The organism is Bacillus taeanensis, from assembly GCF_003318295.1.
GTDB classification, from domain to species: Bacteria; Bacillota; Bacilli; order Bacillales; family UBA6769; genus Maribacillus; species Maribacillus taeanensis.
Map to the genome: position 1 here is coordinate 1 of NZ_QOCW01000024.1, position 26331 is coordinate 26331.

The window sequence follows — 26331 nt, forward strand, 5'->3', positions numbered from 1 at the left end:
CGAAGGGATCAGTTAGTTTCACGCGCTCGACTTGCATGTATTAGGCACGCCGCCAGCGTTCGTCCTGAGCCAGGATCAAACTCTCAAATTAAGTTTGAATTGCTCAATAGTTGTTGTCGAAAGAATTGCTTCTTTCGGGATATTGCATAAATTCGCTTGGCGTTTTGTTCAGTTTTCAAAGAACAACTGCGCTGATTTGTTAACAGCGACTTTTATATCTTAACACGTTGTTTTTAACAAGTCAACATGTTTTTAAAAGTTTTTTTGAAGCAGTGCCGCTTGTCTTGCGGCGACATGCATAAATATAACACGGGGGATATTCCCCCGTCAACACTTTTTAAAAAGTTTTTTCTTTTATTCATTTTTTAAGGCATACATACGATGAAAGATTCCTTTGCCCTTTGTCTCTAATCGCTGGACAGTTACTAATTTCTTTTGAACAAGATGCTCTAAAAGCGCACCAAGATCAACGCCATATTCCATTAACTCTCCATGACTCATTAATTCTCCATAAGACCATTCTTCTTCTTTTGAGCGCATCACCTGAAGCAAATGCCGAGCACCAATTTCTGTTTTTGTAGACAGCGAAAACTCGTTTGCAAGCAGCAATAATTCAATACGCTTTTCTAAAGGCTCTGCCCCGGTTACGAGTTCATGATACAGCTTATAAATTTGCGGCTCAATTTGTTTTACTTGATTCCATACTGTTACTTCCGGATGAAAACCATGCTTAATTACGGATAAACGTGCTAAATGATGGAGGGCATGTAAAATGTAATTAAAGGCGTCAAGATAGTGACCTGATTGATACAAATCTCTTCCATCAGTTGATCTTCTAATTAATTTCGCAAATTCTAAACCGATTTTCTTTGTGCGATCTTCAATCGGAAATTCACGGAGCTTTTCTTTTAGTTTCTTCATATATTCATTGCGATCAAATAAAATCTTTCCATTAATCACCCACTCAACCGCTCTTCGGTGACTTCCTAAAAGAAGCCATTCGTTAAGCCGCTTTTCAGTGACAATATGAAGCGATGCTTTTTTTTCTTCATATTCATAATGTTTTACAAGCCACGGCTGTTCCGCTTCTTTCATAATAATTAGCAGAACAACATCAAAATTATCGGTAAGCGGACTAATCGGTTTATTTTTTTCAACCATTAATACTCCCAACGTATCACGGTGACTGGATCTTTCTTGATAAAGGGAGCGCCAACTATTTTCCATTTTTATTCCTCCACATTCAATCAAGCCTGGATTACGAGCAGTATTACACTTCCACAACTTTACCACAAATCCTGCTGAATCTGAAAAACAACTGCTGCGAATGTTAACTTTGAAAAATTATATAGAAGAAAAGAGAATAATAGTGATTAATTTTTTTAAAGTGGAAAAACAATTATGCTATAATTCCAAATAGGAGGGAATATCATGGCCTTAAAATACTCTAATAAGATTAATAAAATAAGAACATTTGCCTTAAGTTTAATTTTTATCGGTATTGCAATTATGTATGTCGGCATCTTTTTTAAGCAGTCCATGATCGTGATGTCGCTATTAATGATTATCGGATGTCTTGCAACCCTTTCAAGTGCGGCGGTTTATGCATGGATTGGTCTTTTATCAACAAAAGCTGTTCAGGTAACATGCCCAAACTGCAGTAAGGTTACAAAAATGCTTGGACGTGTTGATGCTTGTATGTACTGCCGCGAACCGCTCACACTTGATCCTAACTTAGAAGGAAAAGAGTTTAATGAAAATTATAATCGAAAAAAACAGCCTGTGAATAAAGAAAATTAAGTAAAGTACAAAGAAAGCTAAGCGCTTTAAAGCGCTTAGCTTTCTTTGTACTTGTATATTATTTATCTTTACTAAACATGCTTATTATATTAATGTTGTGTTTTCTTTATACAATTAGGACAGACCCCATAGATCTCCATGCGATGGCGTGATACTTTAAATCCTGTCACCTGTTCTGCTAATGTTTCAACTTCATCTAAACCAGGATAATGAAAATCAACAATTTTACCACAATCATCACAAATTATATGGTAATGATCGGTTGTGACACAATCAAAACGACTGGATGAATCGCCATATGTTAATTCTTTTACAAGTCCCACTTCTTTAAAGACGCGCAAGTTGTTATAAACAGTTGCAACGCTCATATTTGGAAACTTTCCTTCCAGCGCTTTATAAATGTCATCTGCGGTTGGATGTGACAAGGATTCAATGAGATGTTCTAATATCGCATGACGCTGCGGTGTAATGCGTACACCAGCCGTTTTTAACGTATGAACCGCTTCCTGCAGCTTGCTTTCTGACATCGTCATGCACCTCACTTTCCCGTTTTAAAAAACGTTCTTATTTTATAATGTTTATAAATAGTGTACATTGTAAAAATGCCATTTGTCAATAATCGGTTATAAGAATTTAAAATGTATTTTCTTCCTATTTATTATTTCTTGCTTCCTATGTTTTACCCGCGTTAATTGTTCAATTGAATGCATACCCTATTTCCGAAAAAGGAGACAATCCCCTTTTTTCACAGCCTAAATCCTCATAAAAAAAGCACGGGAGCAGCCCGCGCTAAAATCGTTGAGGTATGATCCTTATTAGTGTATGAGAGACTGTTAAGATGGTATAGACATCCGCCTTTATTATGTTCTTTTATTTTAAGTTCTCGGGATTTAATCCTTCAAGTTCAGGAAGGACGAATTTGCCGTCTTTTCGTATTAATACATCATCAAAGTAAAGCTCCCCGCCGCCGTATTCTTTTCGCTGAATTAATACCATATCCCAATGAATCGAAGAGCGGTTGCCGTTATCTGCTTCTTCATAGGCTTCCCCGGGTGTAAAATGAATACTTCCGGCAATTTTTTCATCAAATAAAATATCTCCCATCGGCTCTTGAATCAGTGGATTTAAACCAATCGCAAATTCGCCAACATAACGCGCGCCTTCATCTGTATCAAAAATTTCATTAATTTTCTCCGGCTGATCTGCTTTCGCTTCAATAAGTTTTCCATCTTTAAATGTGAGCGACACATCTCGAAACGTTACACCGCGATACGGACATGGTGTATTAAATGTAATTGTTCCGTTTACGCTGTCTTTGACAGGTGCCGTAAACACTTCACCATCAGGCACGTTTGCTTCACCTGCACAGGGAACCGCTGGAATGCATTTAATTGAAAACGATAAATCAGTATTTGGCGCGATAATCCGAACACGATCTGTTTGTTCCATTAATTTTTTTAACGGCGCTTGAGCTTCGGCCATTTTTTGATAATCAACATTACAAACTTGAAGTAAATAATCGGTAAAACGTTCCGTACTCATTCCCGCTTTTTGAGCAAGACCACGCGTCGGGTAATTAAGAAGAACCCAGCGCCGGTTATTAATGTAAAATTGCTGAACAGGCTTAAATACTTCGCCGCGGAGCTTAAATTTATCTGTCGGAACGTCTGCCATTTCCGCATCATTTTCTTCTCCGATAATTGCAATGACAGCATCGACATCTTTATATTTCTGCATATCCCAATCGGCTTGAATCTGCAGCTGCTCACGCTTATAGCCCATTGCTAAATACCTTGAAATATCATCATCTAAAAGTGTCACATAAGGATACGCGCCAAGCGCATATGTTTGTTCAATTAACTCTTTGATGAGCGGCTTTGCCACCGAATGCGCTTTTATGAGTACACGCTCACCTTTTTGTAATGTAATCGAATGAGACAGCAGCGTTCCGGCAAGCTTTGTAATTCGTTCGTCTTTCATCCTATTTTTCCCCTTTAAAATAAAATGAGGCTAACATACAAGGTATAGTCCTCCTCAATATGAGGGGACCAGACCTTCAATTAACCTCTTTTGTTACGATAAATTTTCTTTTATGTATTGAAGCGCTTCTTCTACGTGATCTTTCACACGTACTTTGCGCCATTCTTTTACAAGTGTTCCTTCTTTATCAATGACAAATGTCGAGCGTTCGATGCCCATATATTCTTTACCGAAGTTTTTCTTCAGCTTCCAGACATCATAGTCTTCTGCAGCTTTATGGTCTTCATCAGCAAGAAGTAAAAACGGAAGGCCATGCTTTTCAATAAATTTCTTATGGCGGTCAACAGGATCAGGACTTACACCAAGAATAACTGCATTCACTTCTTTGAAGCTTTCATGGCGGTCGCGAAAATCACATGCTTCTGTTGTACAGCCTGGGGTCATATCTTTTGGATAAAAATAAAGGATCACATTTTTTCCTTTATAATTAGACAGCGTCACTTCCTCTCCCGTATTTGCCATTAATGTAAATTCAGGTGCTTTCTTTCCAACTTCAATACTCATCAAAATCACTCCTCATCATTGATCTCCTACTAAGGGTAACCAATTTTTAATGATGATACAACATTTAAGAGTTAAAAGGTTGTCTAGAAAGAAGCACCTGAACTTTGCTATAAGATAGGTTAACCGCTCATTTTCAACTTCACAAAACGCCGCTCATAAACGTTTAACAACCCATCTAATTCTTGACTGCAGCGAACGGTTTCTGTACAAGCAAATCCTTTTCGCATCGCAATGTCAATCATTTCTTTTCGCTTGTCAGCAATTAACTGTAGCAATGCTTTCTTTTCTGCTTCAATTATCCAACGCACTCCATCCATCTCACTGCACCTCTATTTCTGTAAAATCATGGACTATAAAGCTTGTCTAACTAATTAATTAAAGTTATTATGCCCGTTTTTTAATCGATTGAAAACCACTTCGCCTAAAGAAGTGGTAATCCTACAAATTCATACAAAATTTGCGTTTTTACTATTTTCCAAGCGGACGCCTGTTCGATTTTTTCATCCCCATCTCGCGGTCATAATCGACAATCGTCGTCACAAAAAAAACAGCAGGAAGCAAATAGCCGAGAAGCGCTTCAATGACCGCAATCCAGCGTCCAATACCAATTGGTGTAATATCGCCGTAGCCAACGGAAAGAAGTGTCACCGCACTAAAATAAACGGAGGTTGCTAGACTACTTAAAAATTGCCCGTCTACAATCTTTGTTCCTTCTTTTAATACAACCAACCCATTCATCATAAAAATGGTATACAAACAAGCAAACGCTGTAATAATCGTTAAGTAAATCAAAAATAAAAGCGCCAATTTATAAAAGGAGAACACACCACGTCTCATATTTGTTTGTTTAAATAAGGAAAAAAAGCTGTCAGATACGGCAAGAATACATAAAAGCATCACTGTCCACGCTAATAGCACCATAAAAAACCACCTCATTCATAAATATGAGGCGGCTTTTTCGAATAGGACAAAACGCTGCTTTAATTTCCTGCTCCGCGGTATTTCGTGACGCCAATATTCCACATAAAAACGGCAAAGAGAAAAAAGCCGATGCCAACAAATGGCGTTAAAAAGGAATACATATACCATTCTTCGCGGTTTAAAAAATAAGCAGATGGATACACGCCAACGAAAGCGAACGGTAAAATCCATGTTAAAATATAGCGAATGACCTTATTATAAATATTAACAGGATAACGGCCATAGTTTCCGATATTGTACATCATCGGCATAATCGATGTTCTTGCATCCGACCAAAAGCCAATGCTTGCAAGTAAAATAAAGATCCCAGCATACACGAGTGATCCACCTAACACCATCACGATAAAGACAAAGGGATCATACCAAGCGAACGTTAAATCAAGATGAGAGCCTGCATAAATCATCACAGCAATTCCTGTTAACGCTCCGAACAATGATTCAAGCTCCATTCGCTCTAAAATCACTTGAAACAAGCTGTGAACAGGACGCGTTAAAATCCGGTCCATCTCTCCTTTAACAATATAGCGTTCATTAAAATCCCAAATGTTAAAAAATGATGTAAAAATCGCAAATGGGACGAGAAAAAAGCCGTAAATAAAAATAATTTCATCACGCGACCAGCCGCTTAAAAGCTGAGTATGACCAAACACGACTAAAATAAAAATAAGGTTTACAGCTTGAAACAATAAATCTGATAGTATTTCAATTAACAAATCCACACGGTACGTTAATCTTGTTTTCATATATTGTCCTACATATTGAAAAAACACTGAAAAATATGTCATCTGTTATCCCCCCTGTACAATCAGCTGTTTTTTAGCCAGCATCCACAGCAGTTGAATTGGAATAATGAGAACAAAGGCCCAAAACACTTGAAATAGAAGCGCGTTTGTAATCTCACTGCCGATAAAGCCTTCCGTAAAAATCATACTTGGAATATAGCTGATTGCTTGAAACGGAAAATAGCCCATTACAGTTTGCGCCCAGACAGGATAAAAACTGATTGGAAGTAACAGTCCTGAAAATAAATCAATCACAACGCGTTTAGCGCGAATTAAGCCATCATTATTGTAAAAGAAGAACGTTAAGATCCCGACAATTAAGTTAATTTGCGTATTAATAATAAAACTAAATAAGAGTGATAAAAAGAAAAAGACCCATACAGAAAGCTCTCCGGAAAAGTTAAACGGAAAAATAAATGAGACAATAATTAAGCCTGGTACCGAGAAAAAGGCAAACCGAAAAATCCCTTCCCCTAGTCCCTGCATCAATTTCATAAGTAAATAGTGGTAAGGCCGTATTAGTTCAACGGCTACTTTTCCTTCTTTAATTTCCTGTGCAATTTCACGGTCAATGTTATTAAAGTAAAACGCCCTTGCCATCCATGCAACAGCAATATAAGTTGTCATTTGAATAACAGATAAGCCTTCAAGTTCCCCTTTGCCGCTGTAAATCGCTGTCCATAGAAAATAATAGGCGCCAATATTAATGCTGTAAATTAAAATCCCGCTGTAATAATTCGTCCGGTAGGCAAGCATCATCAAAAAACGAATCCGAATCATTTCAATATATTTAGCCATGAATAACGCCCTCTTCGTAAATATTTCGAATAATTTCTTCGGTTGAAATTTCATGAAACTTCATATCGCTAATCCGGTGTGCAGCGACAACACGACCGATTAATTCGGAGATTACTTTTTCTTCATTTGTAACATTTGCGACCCAAACATTGTTTCGTTCACTTTTCGTCCAAACAACCTCAAGATCATTTGTAATGGAGTTAAGTGCGTCAAGCGTTGGGAAATCAATAAACTGAATTTCAACCTGTTTTCCTTCGCCCCAGCTTGAGCGCAGTTCATTAAGACGGCCGTCATAAATGATGTTTCCTTCATCAAGCATAATGACCCGCTCACAAAGTGCTTCAATATCGGATAAGTCATGGGTGGTAAGTAAGATTGTTGTTTTATATTTTTCATTAATTTCTTTTAAAAAGTTGCGGATTTTTAATTTTACAAGCACATCAAGTCCAATTGTCGGCTCATCTAAAAATAACAGCGGCGGATTGTGAATCAGTGCTGCCGCAAGTTCACAGCGCATTCTTTGTCCAAGCGAGAGCTTTCGAACCGGCTTGTCTAGCAGCGGACCAATATCGAGCGTTTCAATCACATGATTCATGTGCTCGTTATAATCAGCGTCTGACACTTTATACACTTTCTTTAAAAGGCGAAACGATTCTTGCACAGCAATATCCCACCAAAGCTGGGAACGCTGACCGAACACAACCCCAATTGTTTGCACAAATTTTTCCCGCTCTTTATGCGGATTCATGCCGTTTACAACAACAGTTCCTGATGTCGGCGTTAAAATCCCTGTCAGCATTTTAATGGTTGTTGATTTGCCGGCGCCATTTTCACCAATATAACCAACCATCTCTCCTTGTTTCACATTAAACGAAATATCTTCAACAGCTGGAATGATTTTATAATTTCTTGTAAATAAATCGCGAAACGCCCCTTTTAAACCTGAGCGGCTTGAATGGGACTTAAATTCTTTTCGTAAATCCTGAACTTCAATAACAGATTTCATGGCGATACTCCTCTCCTTCAATACCACTACATAGTTTACTCAAGTCACGAAAGAAAAACAATTTGTATGCTTTGCTCATTTCTCTATTCCTTTTGACTGCGAACAACAGACAAGACTGTTTTGCACGATGAAATGAAAATTACCATCATTGTTTTACAGCATCACTAGTAAAAATGCTACAATAGCGATGGACTTAATTTCACTTTTCGAGGAGGTTGGTTATGAACTTTACGAATTCAGAACAATTACATAAAGAAGCAGTACAGCATATTGTTGGCGGTGTAAACAGTCCATCGCGTTCGTTTAAAGCGGTTGGCGGAGGGGCTCCTGTTTACATGGAGCTTGGTAAAGGCGCCTATTTTTGGGATGTCGACGGCAACAAGTATATCGATTATTTAGGTGCATATGGTCCAATTATTACCGGACATGCGCATCCCCACATTACAAAAGCGATCACAAAAGCAGCTGAAAACGGAACATTATACGGGACACCGACAAAGCTTGAAAATCAGTTTGCGAAAATGTTAAAAGAAGCGATTCCGTCGATGGATAAAGTGCGCTTTGTAAATTCCGGTACAGAAGCGGTCATGACAACGATTCGTGTCGCGCGCGCCTATACAGGACGCACAAAAATAATTAAGTTTGCCGGCTGCTATCACGGTCATTCCGATCTTGTGCTTGTTGCGGCAGGTTCTGGTCCATCAACACTTGGAACTCCAGATTCAGCTGGCGTTCCAAAGTCAATCGCCCAAGACGTGATTACAGTACCGTTTAATAATATCGATGCGTTTAAAGAGGCACTCGAAAAATGGGGAGATCAAGTTGCCGGCGTATTGGTGGAGCCGATCGTTGGAAACTTTGGAATTGTTGAGCCGAAAGAAGGCTTTTTACAAGCGGTTAACGATTTAACCCACGAATATGGTGCGCTTGTTATTTATGATGAAGTAATTACCGCGTTTCGCTTTACATACGGCAGTGCACAAAAATTAGTCGGTGTTGAGCCTGATATGACTGCGCTTGGAAAAATTATCGGCGGCGGCCTTCCGATCGGCGCATACGGCGGCAAAAAAGAAATTATGGAACAAGTTGCACCGCTTGGTCCTGCTTATCAAGCCGGTACGATGGCAGGAAACCCCGCATCCATGTCTGCCGGCATCGCCTGCCTTGAAGTGTTAAAAGAAGAAGGCGTTTATGAAAAATTAGACGAGCTTGGCACCCGTCTAGAAGAAGGCATTTTAGCGCACGCAAGAACGTACAACATGCCGATTACGATTAACCGCCTTAAAGGTGCGCTTACCGTTTACTTCACAACAGAAACGATTACAAATTACGAACAGGCTGAAAACACAAACGGCGAACTGTTCGGCAAGTTTTTTAAATTAATGCTTCATCAAGGCATTAACCTTGCGCCCTCGAAATATGAAGCATGGTTTTTAACGATCGCGCATACGATGGATGATATTGAAACAACACTAAAAGCAGTCGAAAACGCGTTTAAACAACTTAAAAAAGAGTTATAAGGATAAGAAAAAGGTTACTTCATTAAGGTTTGATCCTTTGATTTTGAGGTAACCTTTTTTTATATGATTTTTCGTGCTAATTTTCTCTTGATTATTCCAATTAAACGCTGTATAGTACTTTCGTTCAGCATTATTTTTAAAACAGATAATACAATGTATAGTTCATCTACTATTAGAAATGCGGAAGGCGCTCGTTTATCGACGACAAGCACAAGGCAAGACAGCTGGAAGATTGCTTTTTATCTTCTGGACGGATTGACTTGTGACCTCGAGCCGATAGCGCCTGCAGCTGGACAGATAGAAATGCGGAAGCGCCCGTTTAGCCTCGACAAGCAAATGTTCTTTCGACGAAAAGATGCTTTTTACCTTTACGTCGGAAGGTTATTTGACTCGAGAGGCTGGGTGCTGCAGCTGGACAATTAGAAATGCGGAAGCGTCTTGCTCACCCCCGACTAGCAAATGTTCTTACGATGAAAAGGCACTTTTTGCCTTTACGGCGGAAGGTTATTTGACTCCAGGGAGTAGGCGCTGCAGCTGGACTATACGAAAAAGAAAGGAAAAAAGAATTATATGAAACTTGGTGCCCGAACGATTAAAACGGGAATTGCCATTACCTTATCAATTTACTTAGCCGCACTGTTTAATTTAGGATCTGTGACGATTGCGGCAATCGCGGCAACATTTGCGATTCAGCCGTCGATTTACCGCTCTTATCAAACGATTCTTGAACAAGTTCAGTCAAATGTAATCGGCGCGTTTTTTGCAATCCTCTTTTTTATCAGCGTCGGAAATGACCCATTTATTATTGGACTTGTTGTGGTCATTGTTATTGCGATTAATTTAAAGCTAAAAATTGAAAGCACGATTCCGCTCGCGATTGTAACAGTCATTGTGTTAATGGAAAGCCCTGGCGGCGATTTTATTACCTTTGCCGTTGACCGTTTTCTATTAATTTTACTCGGTGTGCTTTCATCGTTTTTAGTTAATTTATTTTTTGTACCGCCCCGTTATGAAACAAAGCTTTATTATAAAGTGCTCAGCACAACCGAAGAAATTTTAAAATGGATGCGGCTCATTACAAGACACGCCTCAGAATATACAGTGTTAAAAGAAGATTTAATGACACTGCGCGAACATATTATTAAAACAAATCAATATTATTTGTTTTATAAAGAAGAACGAAATTATATTCGGCAAAAGCAGTTTCCAAAAGGCAGAAAGCTTGTGCTGTACCGCCAAATGATCGCGACAACAACGAAAGCTCTTGAAACTTTAAAAAGCTTACACCGCCATGAAAATGAACTATCGCAAGCACCCGATAAGCTTCAGAAATTAGTACGCGATCAAATTGACTGCTTAACAAATTATCATGAACGTATTTTATTAAAATATAACGGCAAACTTCGCTCCCAACCGATTCAATCAACGGTAGATGAATTGTGCTACGGCAAGCAATTTTTAACAGACGAATTTCTCGCTTATTATAAAGACGATGAAGTAAATGTTCGCCTTTTTCCGGTTATTGCTCTTATTATTGATTACAGTGAACAGCTTGAGCATTTAAACAAATTAATTGAAAGCTTTCAAACGTATCATAAAGAGCAAAATGAAGTACGAATTTCAGAGAAAGAAATAATCGACTAGAAAAGCGAAAATAAAAAGAGTAAGACGAACTCAATGAGTTCGTCTTACTCTCTTTTACTTATTAATATTTTTAAACTAAATCAAGCTGCTGTACTTGGAAAAGGTTATAATAGCTTCCCTGCTTCTCCATTAGTTCACGGTGGCTGCCGATTTCAACGATTTCACCGTTTTCCATGACGACAATTCGATCCGCATGGGTAATCGTTGATAAGCGGTGGGCAACAATAAAGGTTGTCCGCTCTTTTGCAAGCTTTTCAAGCGACTCTTGAATTAAATGTTCACTTTCTAAATCAAGTGCTGATGTTGCTTCATCTAGTATTAACAGCGGTGGATTTTTTAAAAATACCCTTGCAATCGCAACACGCTGCTTTTGTCCTCCAGACAGCTTCACGCCGCGCTCGCCGACTTTTGTATCATAGCCTTGAGGCAAGTTTAAAATAAACTCATGGGCATTGGCTGCTTTTGCAGCAGCAATCACTTCTTCATCCGATGCTTCCGGGCGCCCCATTAAAATATTTTCTTTGACAGAATCACTAAATAAAATGTTATCCTGCAGCACCATGCCGATTTTATCTCGTAAGGAGCGCGCTTCAAACGAACGAATATCTTCTCCATCAATTAAAATACTGCCGCTTGTTACATCGTAAAAACGTGGAATTAAGCTGATTAAGGATGATTTTCCGCCGCCGCTCATCCCAACAAGTGCAATTGTCTCACCCGCTCTGACGTTTAAGTTAATATTTTTTAATACCGGCATCTCGTCCTCATTATATTGAAACGACACATCGTCAAACGTTACATCGCCTTTTACAGCTTTTAATTCTTTTGCTTCTGGGCTGTCTTCAATATCATATTTTTCATCAATAAACTCAAACACGCGGTCCATTGAGGCAAGCGACTGGGTCAATGTTGTCGAAGAGTTTACAAGACGGCGCAGTGGGTTGTACAACCGGTCGATATATGCGACAAAGGCTACCATTTCCCCAACTGTTAATCCGCCTGTAATGACGAAATAACCAGCAAAGCTGATGACAAGAAGCGGTGCCACATCTGTAATCGTATTAACGATCGCAAATGTTTTCGCATTCCAGCTCGTATGGTCTAGAGCTTTATCTAAAAAGTTTTGATTGCGAACCGCAAACTGTTTTTGTTCATAGTCTTCTAAGGCAAAACTTCGAATAACAGGCATTCCCTGCACGCGTTCATGTAAATGCCCCTGCACTTCTGCTAATGCTTGCGAGCGATTTTTCGTTAAACTTCTTAGTCGTTTATAAAAATATTTAACCGCAAATGCATAAAGCGGCAGCAGCGAAATCGCAACAATTGTTAGCCAAAAGTCCATTGTCATCATAATACCGATCGCGATGAAAATGGTAATTAAATCAAGCCATAAATTCATTAAACCGGTAATAACAAAGGACTTCGTCTGCTCAACATCGTGAATGACACGGGAAATCACTTCACCAGCTTTATTGTTTGAATAAAATTTTAAACTAAGCTTTTGAATGTGGGCAAAAAGCTGGTCGCGAATATCATATAAAATTTTACTTCCTGTCCACTGCGCAAAATACTGGCGATAATATTCAATTGGTGGTCGAAGTACAATGAACACAAATAACGAAATCCCAATTACCCATGTTAAACGCGACATTTTTTCTTCATAAGGAATGGACGCTCCGATTACATCATCCACAACATACTTTAAAATAAGGGGAATAAACAGCGGAATTCCAAATTTTAAAATCCCAATAAAAATTGTGAAAAGTATTTCTTTTTTATACGGTTTTACAAATTGTAAATAACGGCGAATCGTGTTCAGTTTTCATCACCTCAATGTTTTCAAAGGCACTTTTTAAATTTGAATAGATAAAAACCTGCTGAACAAATTTCAACAGGTTTTCACATTAGCGGTATAACAAATATTGATCATACCACTCATCAATAAATGTTGGTGCAAAAGGTCCTTTTCGTTGATTAATCCAATTGATTAACTCTTGTAAATTTCGCTTTAAAATGCGGTCCACTGCTTTTGGATAATTCATTTGTCTGCGGTGTTCCTCATACTCATCTTCATCAAGTAAACGATAAGACATATCAGGATAAACTTTTACATCTAAATCATAATCAATGTACTTTAATGCTTCTTCATCCCATGTAAACGGACTTCCTAAATTGCAGTAATAATAAATGCCATCATTTCGAATCATACCGATCACATTAAACCAATGATCTGCGCTGAAATAACAGATTGCCGGCTCACGCGTGCGCCACTGCCTTCCGTCCGCTTCCGTTACATAGATACGATCATTGCCGCCAATCACTTCTTTAGAAGTTGCTGATAGCACAACCGTCTCTTCCCAAATGCGATGAAGTGTACCGTTATGTTTATAGCTTTGAATTTCTATCGCGGTGCCGCTTCTGGGAAACTCCATGCTGTTCCTCCTTCCTAGTTTATTTTTTCATTAAGCGAGCGAGCTGTTTCTTTTTAATTAACTTGCATGAAAACGTACCTATTTATGCCTCTCTCACCATTCTTTGTTTTATTCCTCTTTTATTATACCGTTAATAGTATAATTTTTAAATGAATGTGCTGTGTTGTATGTAGAAAAGCGGAAAACGCCTGCTTATCGGCGGCAAGCATAAAGAAAACCCCCTCTATCAATTTTTGATAGAGGGGGTTTTTCATTACTGCTGAGGTTTTTGACCTTGTGTTGAAGCTTGAGCTTTACGAGCTTGAGATTGCGCGTTTTGCTTTCTTACTTCTTGCGCATAAGATTCGCTCGCAAATTCAGTACCGAATTGACCAGCTGCACCACCAGCTTGTGCAGATTGTGCGTTTTGCTGTTTTACGTGTTGAATGTTTGTACCAGCTTGTGTTTTATTTTGGTTTTGATTTGCCATGTGTCTCACCTCCACAAACATTAATGTAACCAGGTGGTGAGAGAATATCCCCTTAAAAAAATCTTTTTTAGGGGATATTTTTCAGACTACGTCAGCAGGGTGATTCCGCCGTCGACAATAATTGTTTGACCGCGAATCATGCTTGCTTTGTCCGATAGTAAAAACATTACCGCGTTTGCTAAATCATCTTTTTCAACAATTCTTCCTGCAGGCGTTTTTTCTTTTGCTACCGCTAACAGCTCTTCACGATTTGGAAAATGTGTTAAGGCGTCTGTATCAACCGCACCACCGGAAACGGCATTAACGACAATATTTTTTGATGCTAATTCAACGGCTAAATAACGTGTTAATGCTTCAACAGCGGCTTTTGAAACACCTACTGTTGTGTAATTGTCAAGATAACGAATCGAGCCAATTGAGCTTAAACTGACAATTTTCCCGCCGTTATTTTTTTCCATTAACTTCGCCGCTTCCTGGGCGCAAAATAATAATGCCTTACTGTTAATATCCATCGTCCAATCCCAATGGCTTTCCTCAAGCTCCATAAGTGGTCTTAGAACCCCTGATGCCGCATTGTTCACAAAGATATCGAGTCGGCCAAAATGCGCGTCCACTTCTTGAAACATTTCTTTAATTTTATCGACTTTACCTACATTACATTTTATAACGAGTACCTCACTGCCGAGCTTTTTTAATTCTTCTGCTGTTTCAAGCGCTGCTGTTTTACTTCGCGCATAATTTAAGACAATATTATAGCCTTGTTCTGCTAGGCGCGCTGCAATCACTTTCCCAATGCCGCGGCTGCTTCCGGTTACGAGCGCTACTTTTTTTTCCATATTTCTTTCCCCTTTCAGTGAAACGACTGATTTTATTTTGGGTTGCATACTTCTAAAATCGGGTAGGAAACCTATATACGATTAATCTTTAAGAATGGAGGGATTTCCTTATGTATGTTGGACGAGATATGACCGAGCTTTCAATGATTCCAAAAACAGAATGGCAGGACAGTGAGCTTGCCTTTTTTCATCACGGCCTGCAGCAAATGACACCATACTTAAACAGTGAAGGGGTCACAATTCACCACGAAATCATTGAAGAAATCGAAGACCGCGGCTTATTTAAAAAACATGAAGCAACCTGGACAAACGGCACAAAACTTAACTATGACTAGAAAAGCGAAAGCACCCGTTTAGCCTTGACAAGCAAATGTTCTTTCGACGAAAAGGCGCTTTTTGCCTTTACGGCGGAAGGTTATTTGACTCGAGAGGCTGGGTGCTGCAGCTGGACATCTAGAAAAGCGGAAAACGCCCGTTTATCAGCGACAAGCATAAGGGAAGCTGGCTGGAAGGCTGCATTTTGCCTTCTGGACAGATTCACTTATGACCTCGAGCCGATGGCGTTTGCAGCTGGACATCTAAAAAAGCGAAAAATAGGACTTGACAAAAACCGGGGTCAGACCCCGGTTTTTGTCAACTAAAAATTGCTTTTTGATTGTCCGCCGTCAACGTTTAATGTGGCACCAACAATCCATGAAGCTTTTTCAGAAGCAAGAAATACTACTGCGTTTGCCACTTCTTCTGTTGTACCAAATCTGCCGGCTGGAATTTGTTCTTCCACAAAGCGGTTAATTTTTTCTGGGTTTTCTTCGATTCGTTTTTGCCAGTTTCCTGTTGGGTGAAGAATCGAGCCTGGCGCAATGCCATTTACACGAATGCCGTCTTTAATTACTTCATCGGCAAATGATTTTGTAAAACTAATCATTGCTGCTTTTGCGTTGTTATACGTTACTTTTCCACCGCTTTCACGACCAAAAATTGATGAAATATTTACAATGCTTCCAGAAGACTGATTCTTTTTCATTTCTTCTGCTGCAAGTTTACTCAATTGAACAGCTGAAAAATAATTTAGCTCCATTGCCTCATGAAAAAGTTCAAGATCGGTTTCCATCGTTCCCGCTCCATTGCTTCCACCGGCATTGTTAACAAGAATATCAATTTTTCCGAAATCATTTAAGAAAGTGGAAAACATCTCAGCGCGCTCTTTTTCGTTTGTAAGATCTGCACTGTACACAGCATCAAGTTCTAACTGCTGTTTTGTATGTTCTAACGCCTCAATTCCTCTTGCCGCAATCGCAACGCGGGCGCCTTCTTCTTTAAAAACTTTAGCGATTGCTCGTCCAATTCCTTTAGAACCGCCTGTTATTAAGATTACTTTATCTTTTAATCCAAGCTCCATAGGTCATTCTCCTTTCCAAAACAAACTTTTGATAATTTTTTGGTGTGATACAGGAAATGGATAGTTTTGAAGTTCGCTCGGATTAACAAGCTTTAAATCATCGGCTTCTTTTACTTCTCCCATTAGCTTTCCTGTATAAACCGCTATATTCCACTTAATATGTGAAAAAACGTGGCTGAAGTTAGCGATATGGTCGTCAATGCATGATTCTACTTCATATTCTTCAGAAAGAAAATTCACAAGCTGTGCGTCCTGCTCACCTTTTTGTGAGAGGGTTTCATGGTTTGGAAATTCCCACAAATTTGCAAGCAATCCTTCACTTGGTCTTCTGTGAATAAGCACTTTTCCTTCTTCATTCATCAGTACAGCCGCAGCCATTGGCAGCGGTTTTGGCGGTTTTTTCTTTGATTTTACCGGCAGTTCTTTTTCAACTCCTTCAGAAAATGCGCGGCAGTGTTCCTGAACCGGGCAGAGCAGACAGGCAGGAGATTGCGGTGTACAAATTGTCGCGCCAAGCTCCATTAATGCTTGGTTAAAATCTGATGCCGCATCTTCTGCAATAAGGGCACGCACTGCTTCTTCAAAGATTTTTCTTGTTTTCGGTTTCCCGATATCATCCCAGATGTATAAAATTCTTGAAAGCACGCGCATCACATTCCCATCAACCGCAGGCTCAGGAATTCCGTAAGCAATGCTTAAAATCGCCCCTGACGTATAAGGACCGACCCCTTTTAGGGAGGAGATTTCCTTTGGCGAGTCTGGAACTTTTCCACCGTAGTTTTCAGCAACTTCTCTTACAGCGGCCTGCAAATTACGTGCGCGCGAATAATAGCCTAATCCTTCCCACGCTTTTAAGACAGATTCTTCTTCGGCATATGCTAATGTTTCAATCGTTGGAAATTTGTCTATAAAATGATTAAAGTAAGGAATTACGGTATCTACACGCGTTTGCTGAAGCATAATTTCGGATACCCATACTTTATAAGGGTCTTGGTCTTTTCGCCATGGTAAATCGCGTTTATTTTCCCGATACCATGTTAATAAGTTCTCTTGAAATGTTTTAATTTGAAAATCTTCAAGAGCTTGTACAACGTTATTGCTCACATTTAGTGCCTCCATCATGATAAAATAATTAAGTATAAAAATTTACGTAACCTTTAATTTTCGTTAATAATTCCAAGTTAAACTTTAGATTGTGACAGCACTAAAAGGGAACTCATTGTTTTCGTTCCTTTTTGAACGGTCATACCTCTCTTATCATAATATGACTTAGAGCACACATCAAATTTTTCTACCTTATAATACATTTTCTACTTTTTAGCTGCCGTTCAAAAACCTCGACCTGTTTTTAATTTAAATTCCCTTTTGAGGTTTTCATGATTTTTAGGACAGAATAAAAAATAGTATAAAACAAAGGGGAGATTTTTTTAATGGATACTGGCACACATATTGTGATGGGGTTAGGCATCGGTGGTCTTGCAACGTTAGATCCTGCGGTTGCACAAGATCCATTAACAGCTCAGGCTGTGCTCGCCGGTACGCTTATCGGCTCAAATGCTCCTGATTTTGATACAGTGTTAAAGCTTCGCAACAATGCGGTTTATATTCGGAATCATCGCGGAATTACCCATTCGATTCCAGCTGTAATTTTATGGCCGCTTCTTATTGCTGGCGGAATTTCATTTTTCCTTCCTGAAGCAAACCTTCTTCACGTTTGGCTCTGGACATTTTTAGCTGTCTTTTTACATGTGTTTGTTGATATTTTTAATGCGTACGGTACGCAGGCAGTTCGTCCAATCAGCCAAAGGTGGGTGGCACTCGGGATTATTAACATTTTTGATCCATTTATTTTTGCCGCACATATTATCGGACTTGTCTTATGGCATTTCGGCACACATCCTGGCTATACGTTTCTAGGCATTTACGGGATTTTAATTTTTTATTATTTATGGCGTGCTTATACCCACCACCTCGTTGTAAAAGGAGTGCGAAGAAAAGTACCAGAAGCTGTCGAGATTATTGTGTCGCCAACGATTCGCTGGCACAGATGGCATATTGCTATTAAAACACCAACAAAATTTTTCGTTGCCCATGCGAGACATTTTGATATTCATATTTTAGACGAATATGATTTTGTTCCGGTCCCGAACACACCAGTTATTGAAGCAGCAAAAGAAGATGTAAACTTAGCTGCGTTTTTATCTTTTTCGCCTGTTTACCGCTGGGAGGTTGAAAAACAAGAAGACGGCTATGAAGTACGCTTTATTGATTTACGCTATCGAAGCAAAGGACATTATCCATTCATTGCCGTCGTGAAGCTTGAAAAGCAGCTCGAAATTACAAGCTCTTATACAGGCTGGGTCTACAGTGAGGAAACACTACAAAAAAAGTTAACCCCCATAAATGATTTGACTTAGAAAAGCGGTAGCGCCTTGTTCACCTCCGACAAGCAAATGTTCTTTCGACGAAAAGGTGCTTTTTACCTTTACGACGGAAGGTTATTTGACTCGAGGAGGTAGGCGCTGCAGCTGGACACTAGAAAAGCGGTAGACGCCTGCTTACCCCCGACAAGCACAAACACCCTATTCACTAAAAAAGATTGACTCGGTCGAGTCAATCTTTTTTAGTGAATCGTATCGTTATGAATTAGGTGAGCGTATTTTGGGTTATTCGTTACAAATTCATGAAGACGCGGACCATAATTATCAATCCACTGTTTCACAATGCGCTCGGTCATTTTTTGTCCTTTATAATCATGACCTGCTTTTGCGCGTGTTGTTTCAAAATCTTCCCACAGCACTTCAATCCATGTTCTCGCTTTATCATATGTCAATTGGTCATTTTTCTTCATAAGACGTTTTGCCAGTTCATCAAACAGCTCCATTTGATTCACGATAACCTCTCCTTTTAAAATTTAAAATACAATTCAAGAAATATTTACATCTTATAATTCATTATGTGTGTTTCATACTAAAAAGGCACCGGTTAAAAAGAAGGGGGAAAAAGAAATGAGAAACAAAGCAAAAGGATTTCCTGAACACTTCTCATTTTCTGGAGAGCCAAGAGCAAAAGAAGAATTTGCTTCAAAGCGTGCGAATGGTACAATTCAAGATCATCCACAAGAACGAATGAACCGCTCAAATAAAAATCGTCAGCATTAACAAATTATTGTTTACTGAGGGGGAAAAATTTTGAGCAGAAATAACGCTGGAAGTCTTAACCATTATCGTGACCCTTTCCAATCACCGCGTGCAAACTCGAAGCATGCTCATAAACAAGTAAACGGTGAAACACAACGCGCCCTAAACACACAGATTCTTGAAGTTCAAACGCGAAAACGCTCCTAACTACAACCTACTATCCCAGCACAATAAGGAGAAGCTCGACGCTTCTCCTTATTTTTATTTTTTGTTAATAAGCATCGAAATTGGAAATGCTTCTAGTTTTTCATTTTGATTACGGTATCCCCACGCAAAGCGGCCGTTCAAGTAAGAAATTGTAAAAAATGATCCCGGATCTCCTTCAAGCTCATATGTTTCCTCAGACTTAAAATCATCAGGATTTAATAAATAAGCTTTCGCAAGCGTAATTTTCCGCTCTAACACAGCGGCTTCATTTACAATGCCCATTTGTTCTGCTTTTCTTGCTTTTTCTGTTAATGAAGCAATTTCTGCTCGCAATTCTTCAGGCGTATGCTCACTATATCGTCGTTCCACTCTTCTCTCCCCCATTTTTTCTTATCTTTCTTCCAGTATAGGGGATATTGATTTTATTTGCCAATAACTCACTGAAAGCGTTACACTAGATTGTGCAAAAAGAGATAAAGGTGATGATTAGAATGGAAACGATTTTAATTACAGGTGCAGGTACAGGCTTAGGAAAAGCACTGGCCCTTACTTATAGTAAAAAAGGATTTTCAATACTGTTAAGCGGACGAAATGAACACCCATTAAAGACTGTGGAGCAGGAAATCGAACAGCTTGGCGGTCATGCCGCTGCTGTAGTTTGCGATATTACAAACTCCCATTCGATTGCGGCAATGTTAAATGCACTACAAGAAAAAAACATTACTATTGATCGCCTCATTAACAATGCGGGCGTTGGTTATTTCGGTGAGCTTGAAAGCCTCTCTGAAGCTGACATTAACACGATACTTGATACAAACGTCAAAGGAACAATCCTTTTAACGCGCGCCCTTCTTCCTTTATTTAAAAAACAGCAAAGCGGACGCATTTTAAATATTATTTCAACCGCAGGACTGCGCGGAAAAGTAAATGAATCTGTCTATGTCGCGAGTAAATTTGCGGTAAGAGGATTCAGCGAAAGCTTACAAAAAGAATTAGAGCATACACCAATTGATGTAACAGCTGTTTATATGGGTGGCATGGATACACCGTTTTGGGAAAACAGTGATCATGTAAAAGACAAAAGCCGCTTTAAAACCCCAGAAACAGTCGCTGAAAAAATTCTATCCGAAGACGACGGCCGCCCTGAAATCTTTGTGGATAAATGAAATGCGAAAACGCCTGATTATCGGCGACAAGCATAAGTATTTATTCCTCCTCTTCGTTTAAAAACCGTTCAATAAGTGGAAATGGAAAGCCCTTTCCGTATAAATACTGCTTCATTCTTCGTTCATATTCAAAGCCGGTATATTTTTTATAGCGGTTATGGGCTTTTATTCCCTGCTTTTTTAGAGCTTCCCATTCTTCATTTTCATCCTGCTCGGGAAGCTCATTTAAAACAATCTCAATAACCTCTCCTGAAAAGCCTTTTCCTCTTAGTGTACCGTTCATTTTTTGTTTAAAGGCTGAAGCTGACGTTTTCGAAGCTTGCTTTTGTTTTTTCTCAGCAAACTGAAATGCATTATCAACTTGTTCTTCAAAGGAATATTCCTTTAGCGCTTTTACAAGATTGTCTTCGCTAATTCCCTTTTCAATCAGCTCCTGCCGGATGAGATAGGGTCCTTTTACTGTTGTTCGTTTTCGCGTTCTTACAAATGCTTTTGCAAATTCTAGATCATCAAGATAGTTGTAATAAAGCAGCTTTTCGATAACTTGAGGCACAGCTTCTTCTGAAATTTCTTTTTTCTGTAAATAATCCCGCACTTCTTTTTCCGAACGCATCCGGTACGATAAAAACTGGACCGCTAAATTAACAGCCTTTTTTATCTCATCTTCGAATAACACTTCATGAATTTCTTGTTCGTCTATTTCAAGCCCTTTTCGAAGCCCAAATTTAATTAAAACATCTTGATCGACGCCAAATGCGAATTCTTCTTTCCCTCCGCGGGTAATAAAGATATTAAAGCGTTCTTCATTATTTTTTTGTGTAGTAATTTTTGAAATCACGACCATATTGTTCACCTCTTCTTTCATTTTAGCATGAGAAAGGAAACACATTCACTTTAAGAGATTGGATTTATAATCAGTTATACTCATAACTAGAAAGTACGTAAAAAGGAGATGGATAGGATGAAAATTGCGATTACGGGCGGAACAGGATTTGTCGGCAGGAAATTAACAAACTTTTTCCAACAAAAAGGAGATGAAATTTTTATTTTAACGAGAAATCCATCAACTAAGCCAAACGAGGAACACGTCACTTATGTAGAATGGTTAACTGAAAACAGCACCCCTGAAAAAGCGCTTGAAGGCATTGATGTCATCATTAATTTAGCTGGTGAATCAATTAATAACCGCTGGACAAATCAAACAAAAAAGAAAATTTTAGAAAGCCGCATAACCGCTACAAGAGAGGTACTTCGAATCATCGCAGCACTTAAAAAGAAGCCAAGCACACTTATTAACGCCTCTGCTGTTGGCTATTACGGCATTTCTGAAACAAAAACATTTACAGAAAAAACGAAGCAGCATGGACACGATTTTTTAGCACAAGTTGTAAAGAATTGGGAAGAAGAAGCATGGAAAGCAGAAAACTTCGGTGTTCGCACCGTGCTGACCCGGTTTGGGATTATTCTTGATGACGAGGAAGGAGCGCTGCCGAATATGATGCTTCCTTACAAACTATTTATCGGCGGAAAATTAGGCTCAGGACAGCAGTGGTTTTCATGGGTTCATATTGATGATGTTGTTCGTATGATTTCTTTTGCGATTGAGAACCCTGATATAGAGGGACCGCTTAATGTAACAGCACCACATCCGAAAAAAATGAATGAGTTTGGCAAAGATTTAGCCTCTGCTCTTCACCGCCCGCACTGGCTCCGGGCACCAGAACTTGCCTTAAAAATTGCGCTTGGCGAGATGAGCACCCTTATTTTAGATGGACAATGCGTTCTTCCTGAAAAAGCGCTTCAACATCACTATACATTTAAATTTAACAAGCTCCAACCAGCACTAGAAAGTTTATTATCCTAAATAGGAGTCAAAATTCATATGTTGTCCACAAAAAAATTAGAGTGATATAAATAGGAAATAAGAACTGTTTTTCTCTGTATCCATTTCGAAAAAAATTTAATATAATAAAAATAACAGCATGAATAAATAAGAAAAAAAGTTGAGGAAAAAATGAACATATTAATTAAAAACACAAGGCTTTATCCTATTACATCACCTGTTATGGATAAAGCTGATTTATTGATTAAAGATGGAAAAATAAAGAATATTAAAGAAAATATTCCCGTAAAATCTAATATGACAGTTATTGATGGAGAAGGTGCTTATTTGCTTCCTGGGTTCATTGATGCCCATACTCATTTAGGGCTTTATGATGAAGGAACAGGTTGGGCAGGAAATGATGCAAATGAAACAATTGAATCATTAACTCCTCATGTTCGCGCTCTCGATGGTGTTTATCCGCTTGATACAGCCTTTAAAGATGCCGTTCGTCACGGCGTAACCGCTGTGCAGGTTATGCCGGGAAGTGCGAATATTATCGGTGGAACAACAAGCGTAATTAAAACAACTGGGAAAAATGTGAACAACATGCTGATCCGAGAAATGGCTGGTTTAAAATGTGCGCTTGGTGAAAATCCAAAACGTGTGCACAGCCATTCAAACAATGATTCCATTACTCGCATGGGGATTATGGGATTACTTCGCGAAGCATTTTATAAAGCACAAGAATGCGAAGCAGAACATGATATCCGGGTGCTGCCAATCCAAAGAGCACTAAATCGTGAAATTCCGGTCCGCATTCATGCCCATCGTGCTGATGATATTTTAACAGGGATTCGCTTTGCAGATGAATTCAATTTAGATTTAAGAATTGAACATTGTACAGAAGGTCACCTAATTGCTGATGAATTAAGCAAAAAGAAAAATTTAAAAGTGACGATTGGGCCAACGTTTACCCGTAAATCTAAAGTTGAGTTAAAAAATAAATCATGGGATACGTATCACCTTCTAGCAAACCATGGTGTCGAGATTTCGATTACAACCGATCACCCGTATACACCGATTCAATATTTAAATTTATGTGCCGCTCTCGCTGTACGCGAAGGATTGGATGAAGATACAGCACTTGCTGCGATTACGATTAACCCAGCCCGCAGTTTAGGTGTTGATGATCGCGTTGGCAGTCTAGAAGTAGGAAAAGATGCCGACCTTGTATTATGGTCCCATCATCCATTTCACTTTTTAGCAAAACCGATTATGACAATTATTAATGGAGAAATTATATACAAAAAATAAAAACGGAAGGCGTATCGTTAGCACCATAAATTTTCCGATACTGTCTTTCTTAATTAAATAGCAACCCGTTACCCTTTCCGATTGCTTATGAAAAAATATTACTTTTCAGATAATGCGAAATCTGTCTAAAATTTACTTTTCTGAAAATAATAAAACTAGTTCCCTTTTTAAATGTTTCATAGTAAGATATCAATGGTCAGAAAAGCGGAAGGCACCTGATTATCGGCGACAAGCATAAGACAAAACGGCTAGAAGGACAGATCTTTGCCTTCTGGACGGATTGGCTTATGACCTCGAGCCGATGGTGCCTTCAACTGGACAATGAAAAGCGGAAGGCGATTGAAGCTCAAGCTTAACACTAAAAAACTTAATCAGTTCTAGGGAAGGCAATTGGTGCGCCACCAGTAAGTACACTGGTTCTAGTGGGTTCGATTCCCACCCCGAATAATAAATCAACATACTATTATTCGAGGGTGGGATTTTCATGCTTTTCTACCCTCGGCGAGGAGGGGAAAGCATGATTAAACAGCGCGAACTGTCGGAATGTCATGTACTTTACGATTTGATGGTGGATCCAGCTGTCTTCCCTTTTGTTCGTCACAAAGCACATTCCTATGATGAGTTTCTTTTTGTTACAAAACAAACGATTGAAGCAGAAGAACGTGGAGAGCTTATTTCACGAACAATTGTGGACGAATGGGGCAGCCCAATTGGTACAATTAATTTATTTGATGTTGAAAACGGCTATGGTTTTCTTGGAACATGGCTTGGTAAACCTTACTTTGGGAAGGGCTACAATCAACTAGCAAAGGATGCTTTTTTTGCTGAGCTTTTTTATGAGAAAAACATTGAAACGATTTTCATGAAAATTCGCAGAGAAAATGTTCGCTCCAAAAAAGCCGCAGAAAAGCTCCCATACGTCACACTTGCGAATGAACTGCGCCCTGAAATTTTCAACGCAATTAACGCAAACAATCCTGTTTATGATTTATATCAAATTGAAAAAGACCATTATACACTTCATATGCTTCGTCAAAACAACATCGAACAAGTCGGCGAAGAGCATTTGAAAGAAGCGTAATAAGAAAAGCGGAAGCGCCTTGCTCACCCTCGAAAAGCAAATGTTCTTTCGACGAAAAGGTGTTTTTTACCTTTACGGCGGAAGGTTATTTGACTCGAGAGGGTAGGCGCTGCAGCTGAACAATAATAAACGCAAACCGAGCTGAATTTTCTGGCTCGGTTTTTTTGTATTTATTGATACCTTTTAATGGTAGATATAATTGCTTCATCCAATGCTTCCTCTTTACCGTGCAGTTCTCCAAAAATGATTTCTCCATTTTCCTTTACAATATATTGCGCCGTTAAATTATTATTTTCCGGATATTCCTCTTTCACATTTCCCTCATGCGGAATAAATACATGTAGTGGTTTTTGCAGCCCGATAAAAAACACAGGAAAACTTAACTCCTTATACAATGGTGCATTTTCTCCTGATAACGAATCAGCAAATGTCTCTTTCATGATAACTAATGCGTCAAAATTGTATGCTTCACTTTTTAGCTTTTCAAGAGATACTTCTGTTATTTCTACGGGAGATTTTTTAAAGAGCATTTTCGAATCGCCTAATACACCAACTTGATAAGTTTTATTTGTTGACTCTTTTTCATCTACGGAACAACCGATTAAACTGCTGATTATTAAAATAATGAATAGTCCCTTCTTCATGATGATCTCCTTCCTACTTAGCTTTCCCCTTCTCAATCGTTTATCCTGCTCTTCTTCTTTTGTATGTTTATTTTCTCGATTGGGAAAGATGTTACCAACGCCAACAGAAAGTGAGGATGGAAAAATGGATAACAAGAAAAAACGTGCAACAGACAGCCGCAAAACCTTAACAAAAACACAAGAAGTAATGTATGGACATGAATTTAAGGTAGCCGATCGCATGTTCAATCAAAAAAGAAGTTAAATTTGGACGTATGTTTTTCCTCATTTCATCACACAATACTCCATGAGAGCAAGTCACCTCTCATATTTCCTAACATCCAAGGAGGAGAACAACCAATGGCAAAACGTAACCGTAACCAAGAAGCAAACCAAGCAAACAACCAACAAAATCAGGCAAACAATGCTTTTGAAGCAGAATTTGCAAGCGAGTTTGAGCCAAACGAGCGTGCGGCTAAGAACAATGGTGCACAACAGCGTCGTCAAAAAAATCAGCAATAATACTTAAAAAAGTAAAGAGGTTGACTCATGACAGTCAACCTCTTTACTTTTTTTCAAACGGTTATTGTGGATAATTCACCTTAACAAAATATTAACATTTTTAATAAATCGTTTACATTGGCTTAATACTGGGAATAATCATAAATCCTTCTTTTTTGTGGATAACTAATATAAAACCTGTGGATAATGTGCATAAGTCTGTTAATAACTCCATTTTTCTATGTTTGTTATGTGGATAAGGA

32 protein-coding genes and 1 rRNA gene are annotated in these 26331 nt (G+C 38.8%); 13 read left to right on the forward strand and 20 right to left on the reverse strand.

What is annotated here, in order from left to right; all coding sequences use genetic code 11:
• Window positions 1-91 (reverse strand): 16S ribosomal RNA (locus tag DS031_RS17990); the annotation flags it as partial.
• Between the two features lie 263 nt (window positions 92-354).
• Window positions 355-1227 (reverse strand): nucleotidyltransferase-like protein, encoded by an 873-nt coding sequence (locus DS031_RS17995; protein ID WP_113807448.1) that lies wholly within the window; start codon window positions 1225-1227, stop codon window positions 355-357.
• 204 nt (window positions 1228-1431) lie between these two features.
• Here DS031_RS17995 and DS031_RS18000 point away from each other — a divergent pair, with 204 nt between their 5' ends.
• Window positions 1432-1800, forward strand: a complete 369-nt coding sequence (locus DS031_RS18000) for a YgzB family protein (protein ID WP_113807449.1) — start codon at window positions 1432-1434, stop codon at window positions 1798-1800.
• Between the two features lie 89 nt (window positions 1801-1889).
• On the opposite strand, the gene perR is transcribed toward DS031_RS18000, so the two are convergent.
• The 8 genes from perR to DS031_RS18040 all read right to left on the reverse strand — a co-directional run bounded on the left by perR (window position 1890) and on the right by DS031_RS18040 (window position 7911).
• The gene (perR, locus tag DS031_RS18005; protein WP_113807450.1) at window positions 1890-2327 is read right to left on the reverse strand and encodes a peroxide-responsive transcriptional repressor PerR; all 438 of its coding nucleotides are present in this window, start codon (window positions 2325-2327) and stop codon (window positions 1890-1892) included.
• A 343-nt stretch (window positions 2328-2670) separates the two neighbouring features.
• Window positions 2671-3780 (reverse strand): aminopeptidase, encoded by a 1110-nt coding sequence (locus DS031_RS18010; protein ID WP_113807451.1) that lies wholly within the window; start codon window positions 3778-3780, stop codon window positions 2671-2673.
• 93 nt (window positions 3781-3873) lie between these two features.
• Entirely contained in the window at window positions 3874-4344 is a 471-nt protein-coding gene (bcp, locus tag DS031_RS18015; RefSeq protein WP_113807452.1) for a thioredoxin-dependent thiol peroxidase, read from the reverse strand.
• Window positions 4345-4463: 119 nt separating this feature from the next.
• Entirely contained in the window at window positions 4464-4661 is a 198-nt protein-coding gene (locus DS031_RS18020; protein WP_113807453.1) for an aspartyl-phosphate phosphatase Spo0E family protein, read from the reverse strand.
• Between the two features lie 151 nt (window positions 4662-4812).
• A complete protein-coding gene (locus tag DS031_RS18025) occupies window positions 4813-5265 on the reverse strand; it encodes a potassium channel family protein (RefSeq protein WP_245947530.1) in 453 nt (150 codons plus the stop codon).
• 59 nt (window positions 5266-5324) lie between these two features.
• Window positions 5325-6110: an ABC transporter permease gene (locus tag DS031_RS18030; RefSeq protein WP_113807455.1), complete on the reverse strand. Its 786-nt coding sequence runs from the start codon at window positions 6108-6110 to the stop codon at window positions 5325-5327.
• Between the two features lie 3 nt (window positions 6111-6113).
• Complete coding sequence (locus tag DS031_RS18035) at window positions 6114-6905, reverse strand: ABC transporter permease (protein ID WP_113807456.1); 792 nt, start codon at window positions 6903-6905, stop codon at window positions 6114-6116.
• Window positions 6898-7911: an ABC transporter ATP-binding protein gene (locus tag DS031_RS18040; RefSeq protein WP_113807457.1), complete on the reverse strand. Its 1014-nt coding sequence runs from the start codon at window positions 7909-7911 to the stop codon at window positions 6898-6900. The genes DS031_RS18035 and DS031_RS18040 overlap by 8 nt, the downstream gene beginning before the upstream one ends.
• Window positions 7912-8132: 221 nt before the next feature.
• Here DS031_RS18040 and DS031_RS18045 point away from each other — a divergent pair, with 221 nt between their 5' ends.
• Window positions 8133-9431 (forward strand): glutamate-1-semialdehyde 2,1-aminomutase, encoded by a 1299-nt coding sequence (locus tag DS031_RS18045; protein WP_113807458.1) that lies wholly within the window; start codon window positions 8133-8135, stop codon window positions 9429-9431.
• A 570-nt stretch (window positions 9432-10001) separates the two neighbouring features.
• Window positions 10002-11075, forward strand: coding sequence for an aromatic acid exporter family protein (locus DS031_RS18055; protein ID WP_113807460.1), 1074 nt, complete (start codon window positions 10002-10004; stop codon window positions 11073-11075).
• A gap of 70 nt (window positions 11076-11145) precedes the next feature.
• Here the strand turns inward: DS031_RS18055 and DS031_RS18060 are convergent, their stop codons facing one another.
• From DS031_RS18060 to fabL, 4 genes are all read right to left on the reverse strand, one after another.
• Window positions 11146-12894, reverse strand: a complete 1749-nt coding sequence (locus tag DS031_RS18060; protein WP_113807461.1) for an ABC transporter ATP-binding protein — start codon at window positions 12892-12894, stop codon at window positions 11146-11148.
• Between the two features lie 85 nt (window positions 12895-12979).
• Window positions 12980-13507: a nucleoside tri-diphosphate phosphatase gene (gene ntdP, locus DS031_RS18065; protein ID WP_113807462.1), complete on the reverse strand. Its 528-nt coding sequence runs from the start codon at window positions 13505-13507 to the stop codon at window positions 12980-12982.
• 253 nt (window positions 13508-13760) lie between these two features.
• A complete protein-coding gene (locus DS031_RS18070; protein WP_113807463.1) occupies window positions 13761-13976 on the reverse strand; it encodes a gamma-type small acid-soluble spore protein in 216 nt (71 codons plus the stop codon).
• A gap of 86 nt (window positions 13977-14062) precedes the next feature.
• The gene (gene fabL, locus DS031_RS18075; RefSeq protein WP_113807464.1) at window positions 14063-14812 is read right to left on the reverse strand and encodes an enoyl-[acyl-carrier-protein] reductase FabL; all 750 of its coding nucleotides are present in this window, start codon (window positions 14810-14812) and stop codon (window positions 14063-14065) included.
• A 110-nt stretch (window positions 14813-14922) separates the two neighbouring features.
• Between fabL and DS031_RS18080 the strand changes: the two genes are divergently transcribed.
• Window positions 14923-15147: a cytosolic protein gene (locus DS031_RS18080; protein WP_113807465.1), complete on the forward strand. Its 225-nt coding sequence runs from the start codon at window positions 14923-14925 to the stop codon at window positions 15145-15147.
• Between the two features lie 302 nt (window positions 15148-15449).
• Here the strand turns inward: DS031_RS18080 and DS031_RS18090 are convergent, their stop codons facing one another.
• The gene (locus tag DS031_RS18090; protein ID WP_113807467.1) at window positions 15450-16211 is read right to left on the reverse strand and encodes an SDR family NAD(P)-dependent oxidoreductase; all 762 of its coding nucleotides are present in this window, start codon (window positions 16209-16211) and stop codon (window positions 15450-15452) included.
• 3 nt (window positions 16212-16214) lie between these two features.
• A complete protein-coding gene (gene mutY / locus DS031_RS18095; protein WP_425451991.1) occupies window positions 16215-17315 on the reverse strand; it encodes an A/G-specific adenine glycosylase in 1101 nt (366 codons plus the stop codon).
• Between the two features lie 326 nt (window positions 17316-17641).
• Here mutY and DS031_RS18100 point away from each other — a divergent pair, with 326 nt between their 5' ends.
• A complete protein-coding gene (locus DS031_RS18100; protein ID WP_113807469.1) occupies window positions 17642-18628 on the forward strand; it encodes a metal-dependent hydrolase in 987 nt (328 codons plus the stop codon).
• Between the two features lie 206 nt (window positions 18629-18834).
• On the opposite strand, the gene DS031_RS18105 is transcribed toward DS031_RS18100, so the two are convergent.
• A complete protein-coding gene (locus DS031_RS18105; protein ID WP_113807526.1) occupies window positions 18835-19095 on the reverse strand; it encodes a YfhJ family protein in 261 nt (86 codons plus the stop codon).
• A gap of 124 nt (window positions 19096-19219) precedes the next feature.
• On the opposite strand from DS031_RS18105, the gene sspK reads away from it, so the two are divergent.
• Both sspK and DS031_RS18115 read left to right on the forward strand, forming a co-directional pair.
• On the forward strand, window positions 19220-19372 hold the full coding sequence (gene sspK / locus DS031_RS18110) for a small, acid-soluble spore protein K (protein ID WP_113807470.1): 153 nt from the start codon (window positions 19220-19222) through the stop codon (window positions 19370-19372).
• Between the two features lie 30 nt (window positions 19373-19402).
• The gene (locus tag DS031_RS18115) at window positions 19403-19558 is read left to right on the forward strand and encodes a YpzG family protein (protein ID WP_425451992.1); all 156 of its coding nucleotides are present in this window, start codon (window positions 19403-19405) and stop codon (window positions 19556-19558) included.
• Between the two features lie 54 nt (window positions 19559-19612).
• Here the strand turns inward: DS031_RS18115 and DS031_RS18120 are convergent, their stop codons facing one another.
• Window positions 19613-19927 carry a YfhH family protein gene (locus DS031_RS18120; protein WP_245947532.1) on the reverse strand — a complete coding sequence of 105 codons (315 nt, stop codon included), beginning with the start codon at window positions 19925-19927 and terminating at the stop codon, window positions 19613-19615.
• Window positions 19928-20049: 122 nt separating this feature from the next.
• Between DS031_RS18120 and DS031_RS18125 the strand changes: the two genes are divergently transcribed.
• Complete coding sequence (locus DS031_RS18125; protein ID WP_181833225.1) at window positions 20050-20724, forward strand: SDR family NAD(P)-dependent oxidoreductase; 675 nt, start codon at window positions 20050-20052, stop codon at window positions 20722-20724.
• Between the two features lie 40 nt (window positions 20725-20764).
• On the opposite strand, the gene recX is transcribed toward DS031_RS18125, so the two are convergent.
• Complete coding sequence (recX, locus tag DS031_RS18130; protein WP_113807474.1) at window positions 20765-21568, reverse strand: recombination regulator RecX; 804 nt, start codon at window positions 21566-21568, stop codon at window positions 20765-20767.
• Window positions 21569-21685: 117 nt separating this feature from the next.
• Between recX and DS031_RS18135 the strand changes: the two genes are divergently transcribed.
• From DS031_RS18135 to DS031_RS18145, 3 genes are all read left to right on the forward strand, one after another.
• Complete coding sequence (locus tag DS031_RS18135) at window positions 21686-22588, forward strand: TIGR01777 family oxidoreductase (RefSeq protein WP_113807475.1); 903 nt, start codon at window positions 21686-21688, stop codon at window positions 22586-22588.
• A gap of 150 nt (window positions 22589-22738) precedes the next feature.
• Window positions 22739-23863, forward strand: a complete 1125-nt coding sequence (locus DS031_RS18140) for an amidohydrolase (RefSeq protein ID WP_113807476.1) — start codon at window positions 22739-22741, stop codon at window positions 23861-23863.
• A 517-nt stretch (window positions 23864-24380) separates the two neighbouring features.
• Window positions 24381-24944, forward strand: coding sequence for a GNAT family N-acetyltransferase (locus DS031_RS18145; protein ID WP_113807477.1), 564 nt, complete (start codon window positions 24381-24383; stop codon window positions 24942-24944).
• Between the two features lie 170 nt (window positions 24945-25114).
• On the opposite strand, the gene DS031_RS18150 is transcribed toward DS031_RS18145, so the two are convergent.
• Window positions 25115-25588: a hypothetical protein gene (locus DS031_RS18150; protein ID WP_113807478.1), complete on the reverse strand. Its 474-nt coding sequence runs from the start codon at window positions 25586-25588 to the stop codon at window positions 25115-25117.
• Window positions 25589-25712: 124 nt separating this feature from the next.
• On the opposite strand from DS031_RS18150, the gene DS031_RS18155 reads away from it, so the two are divergent.
• A complete protein-coding gene (locus tag DS031_RS18155; RefSeq protein WP_113807527.1) occupies window positions 25713-25832 on the forward strand; it encodes a YfhE family protein in 120 nt (39 codons plus the stop codon).
• 95 nt (window positions 25833-25927) lie between these two features.
• A complete protein-coding gene (locus tag DS031_RS23825; RefSeq protein WP_181833226.1) occupies window positions 25928-26089 on the forward strand; it encodes a hypothetical protein in 162 nt (53 codons plus the stop codon).
• The last annotated feature ends 242 nt before the right edge of the window (window positions 26090-26331 follow it).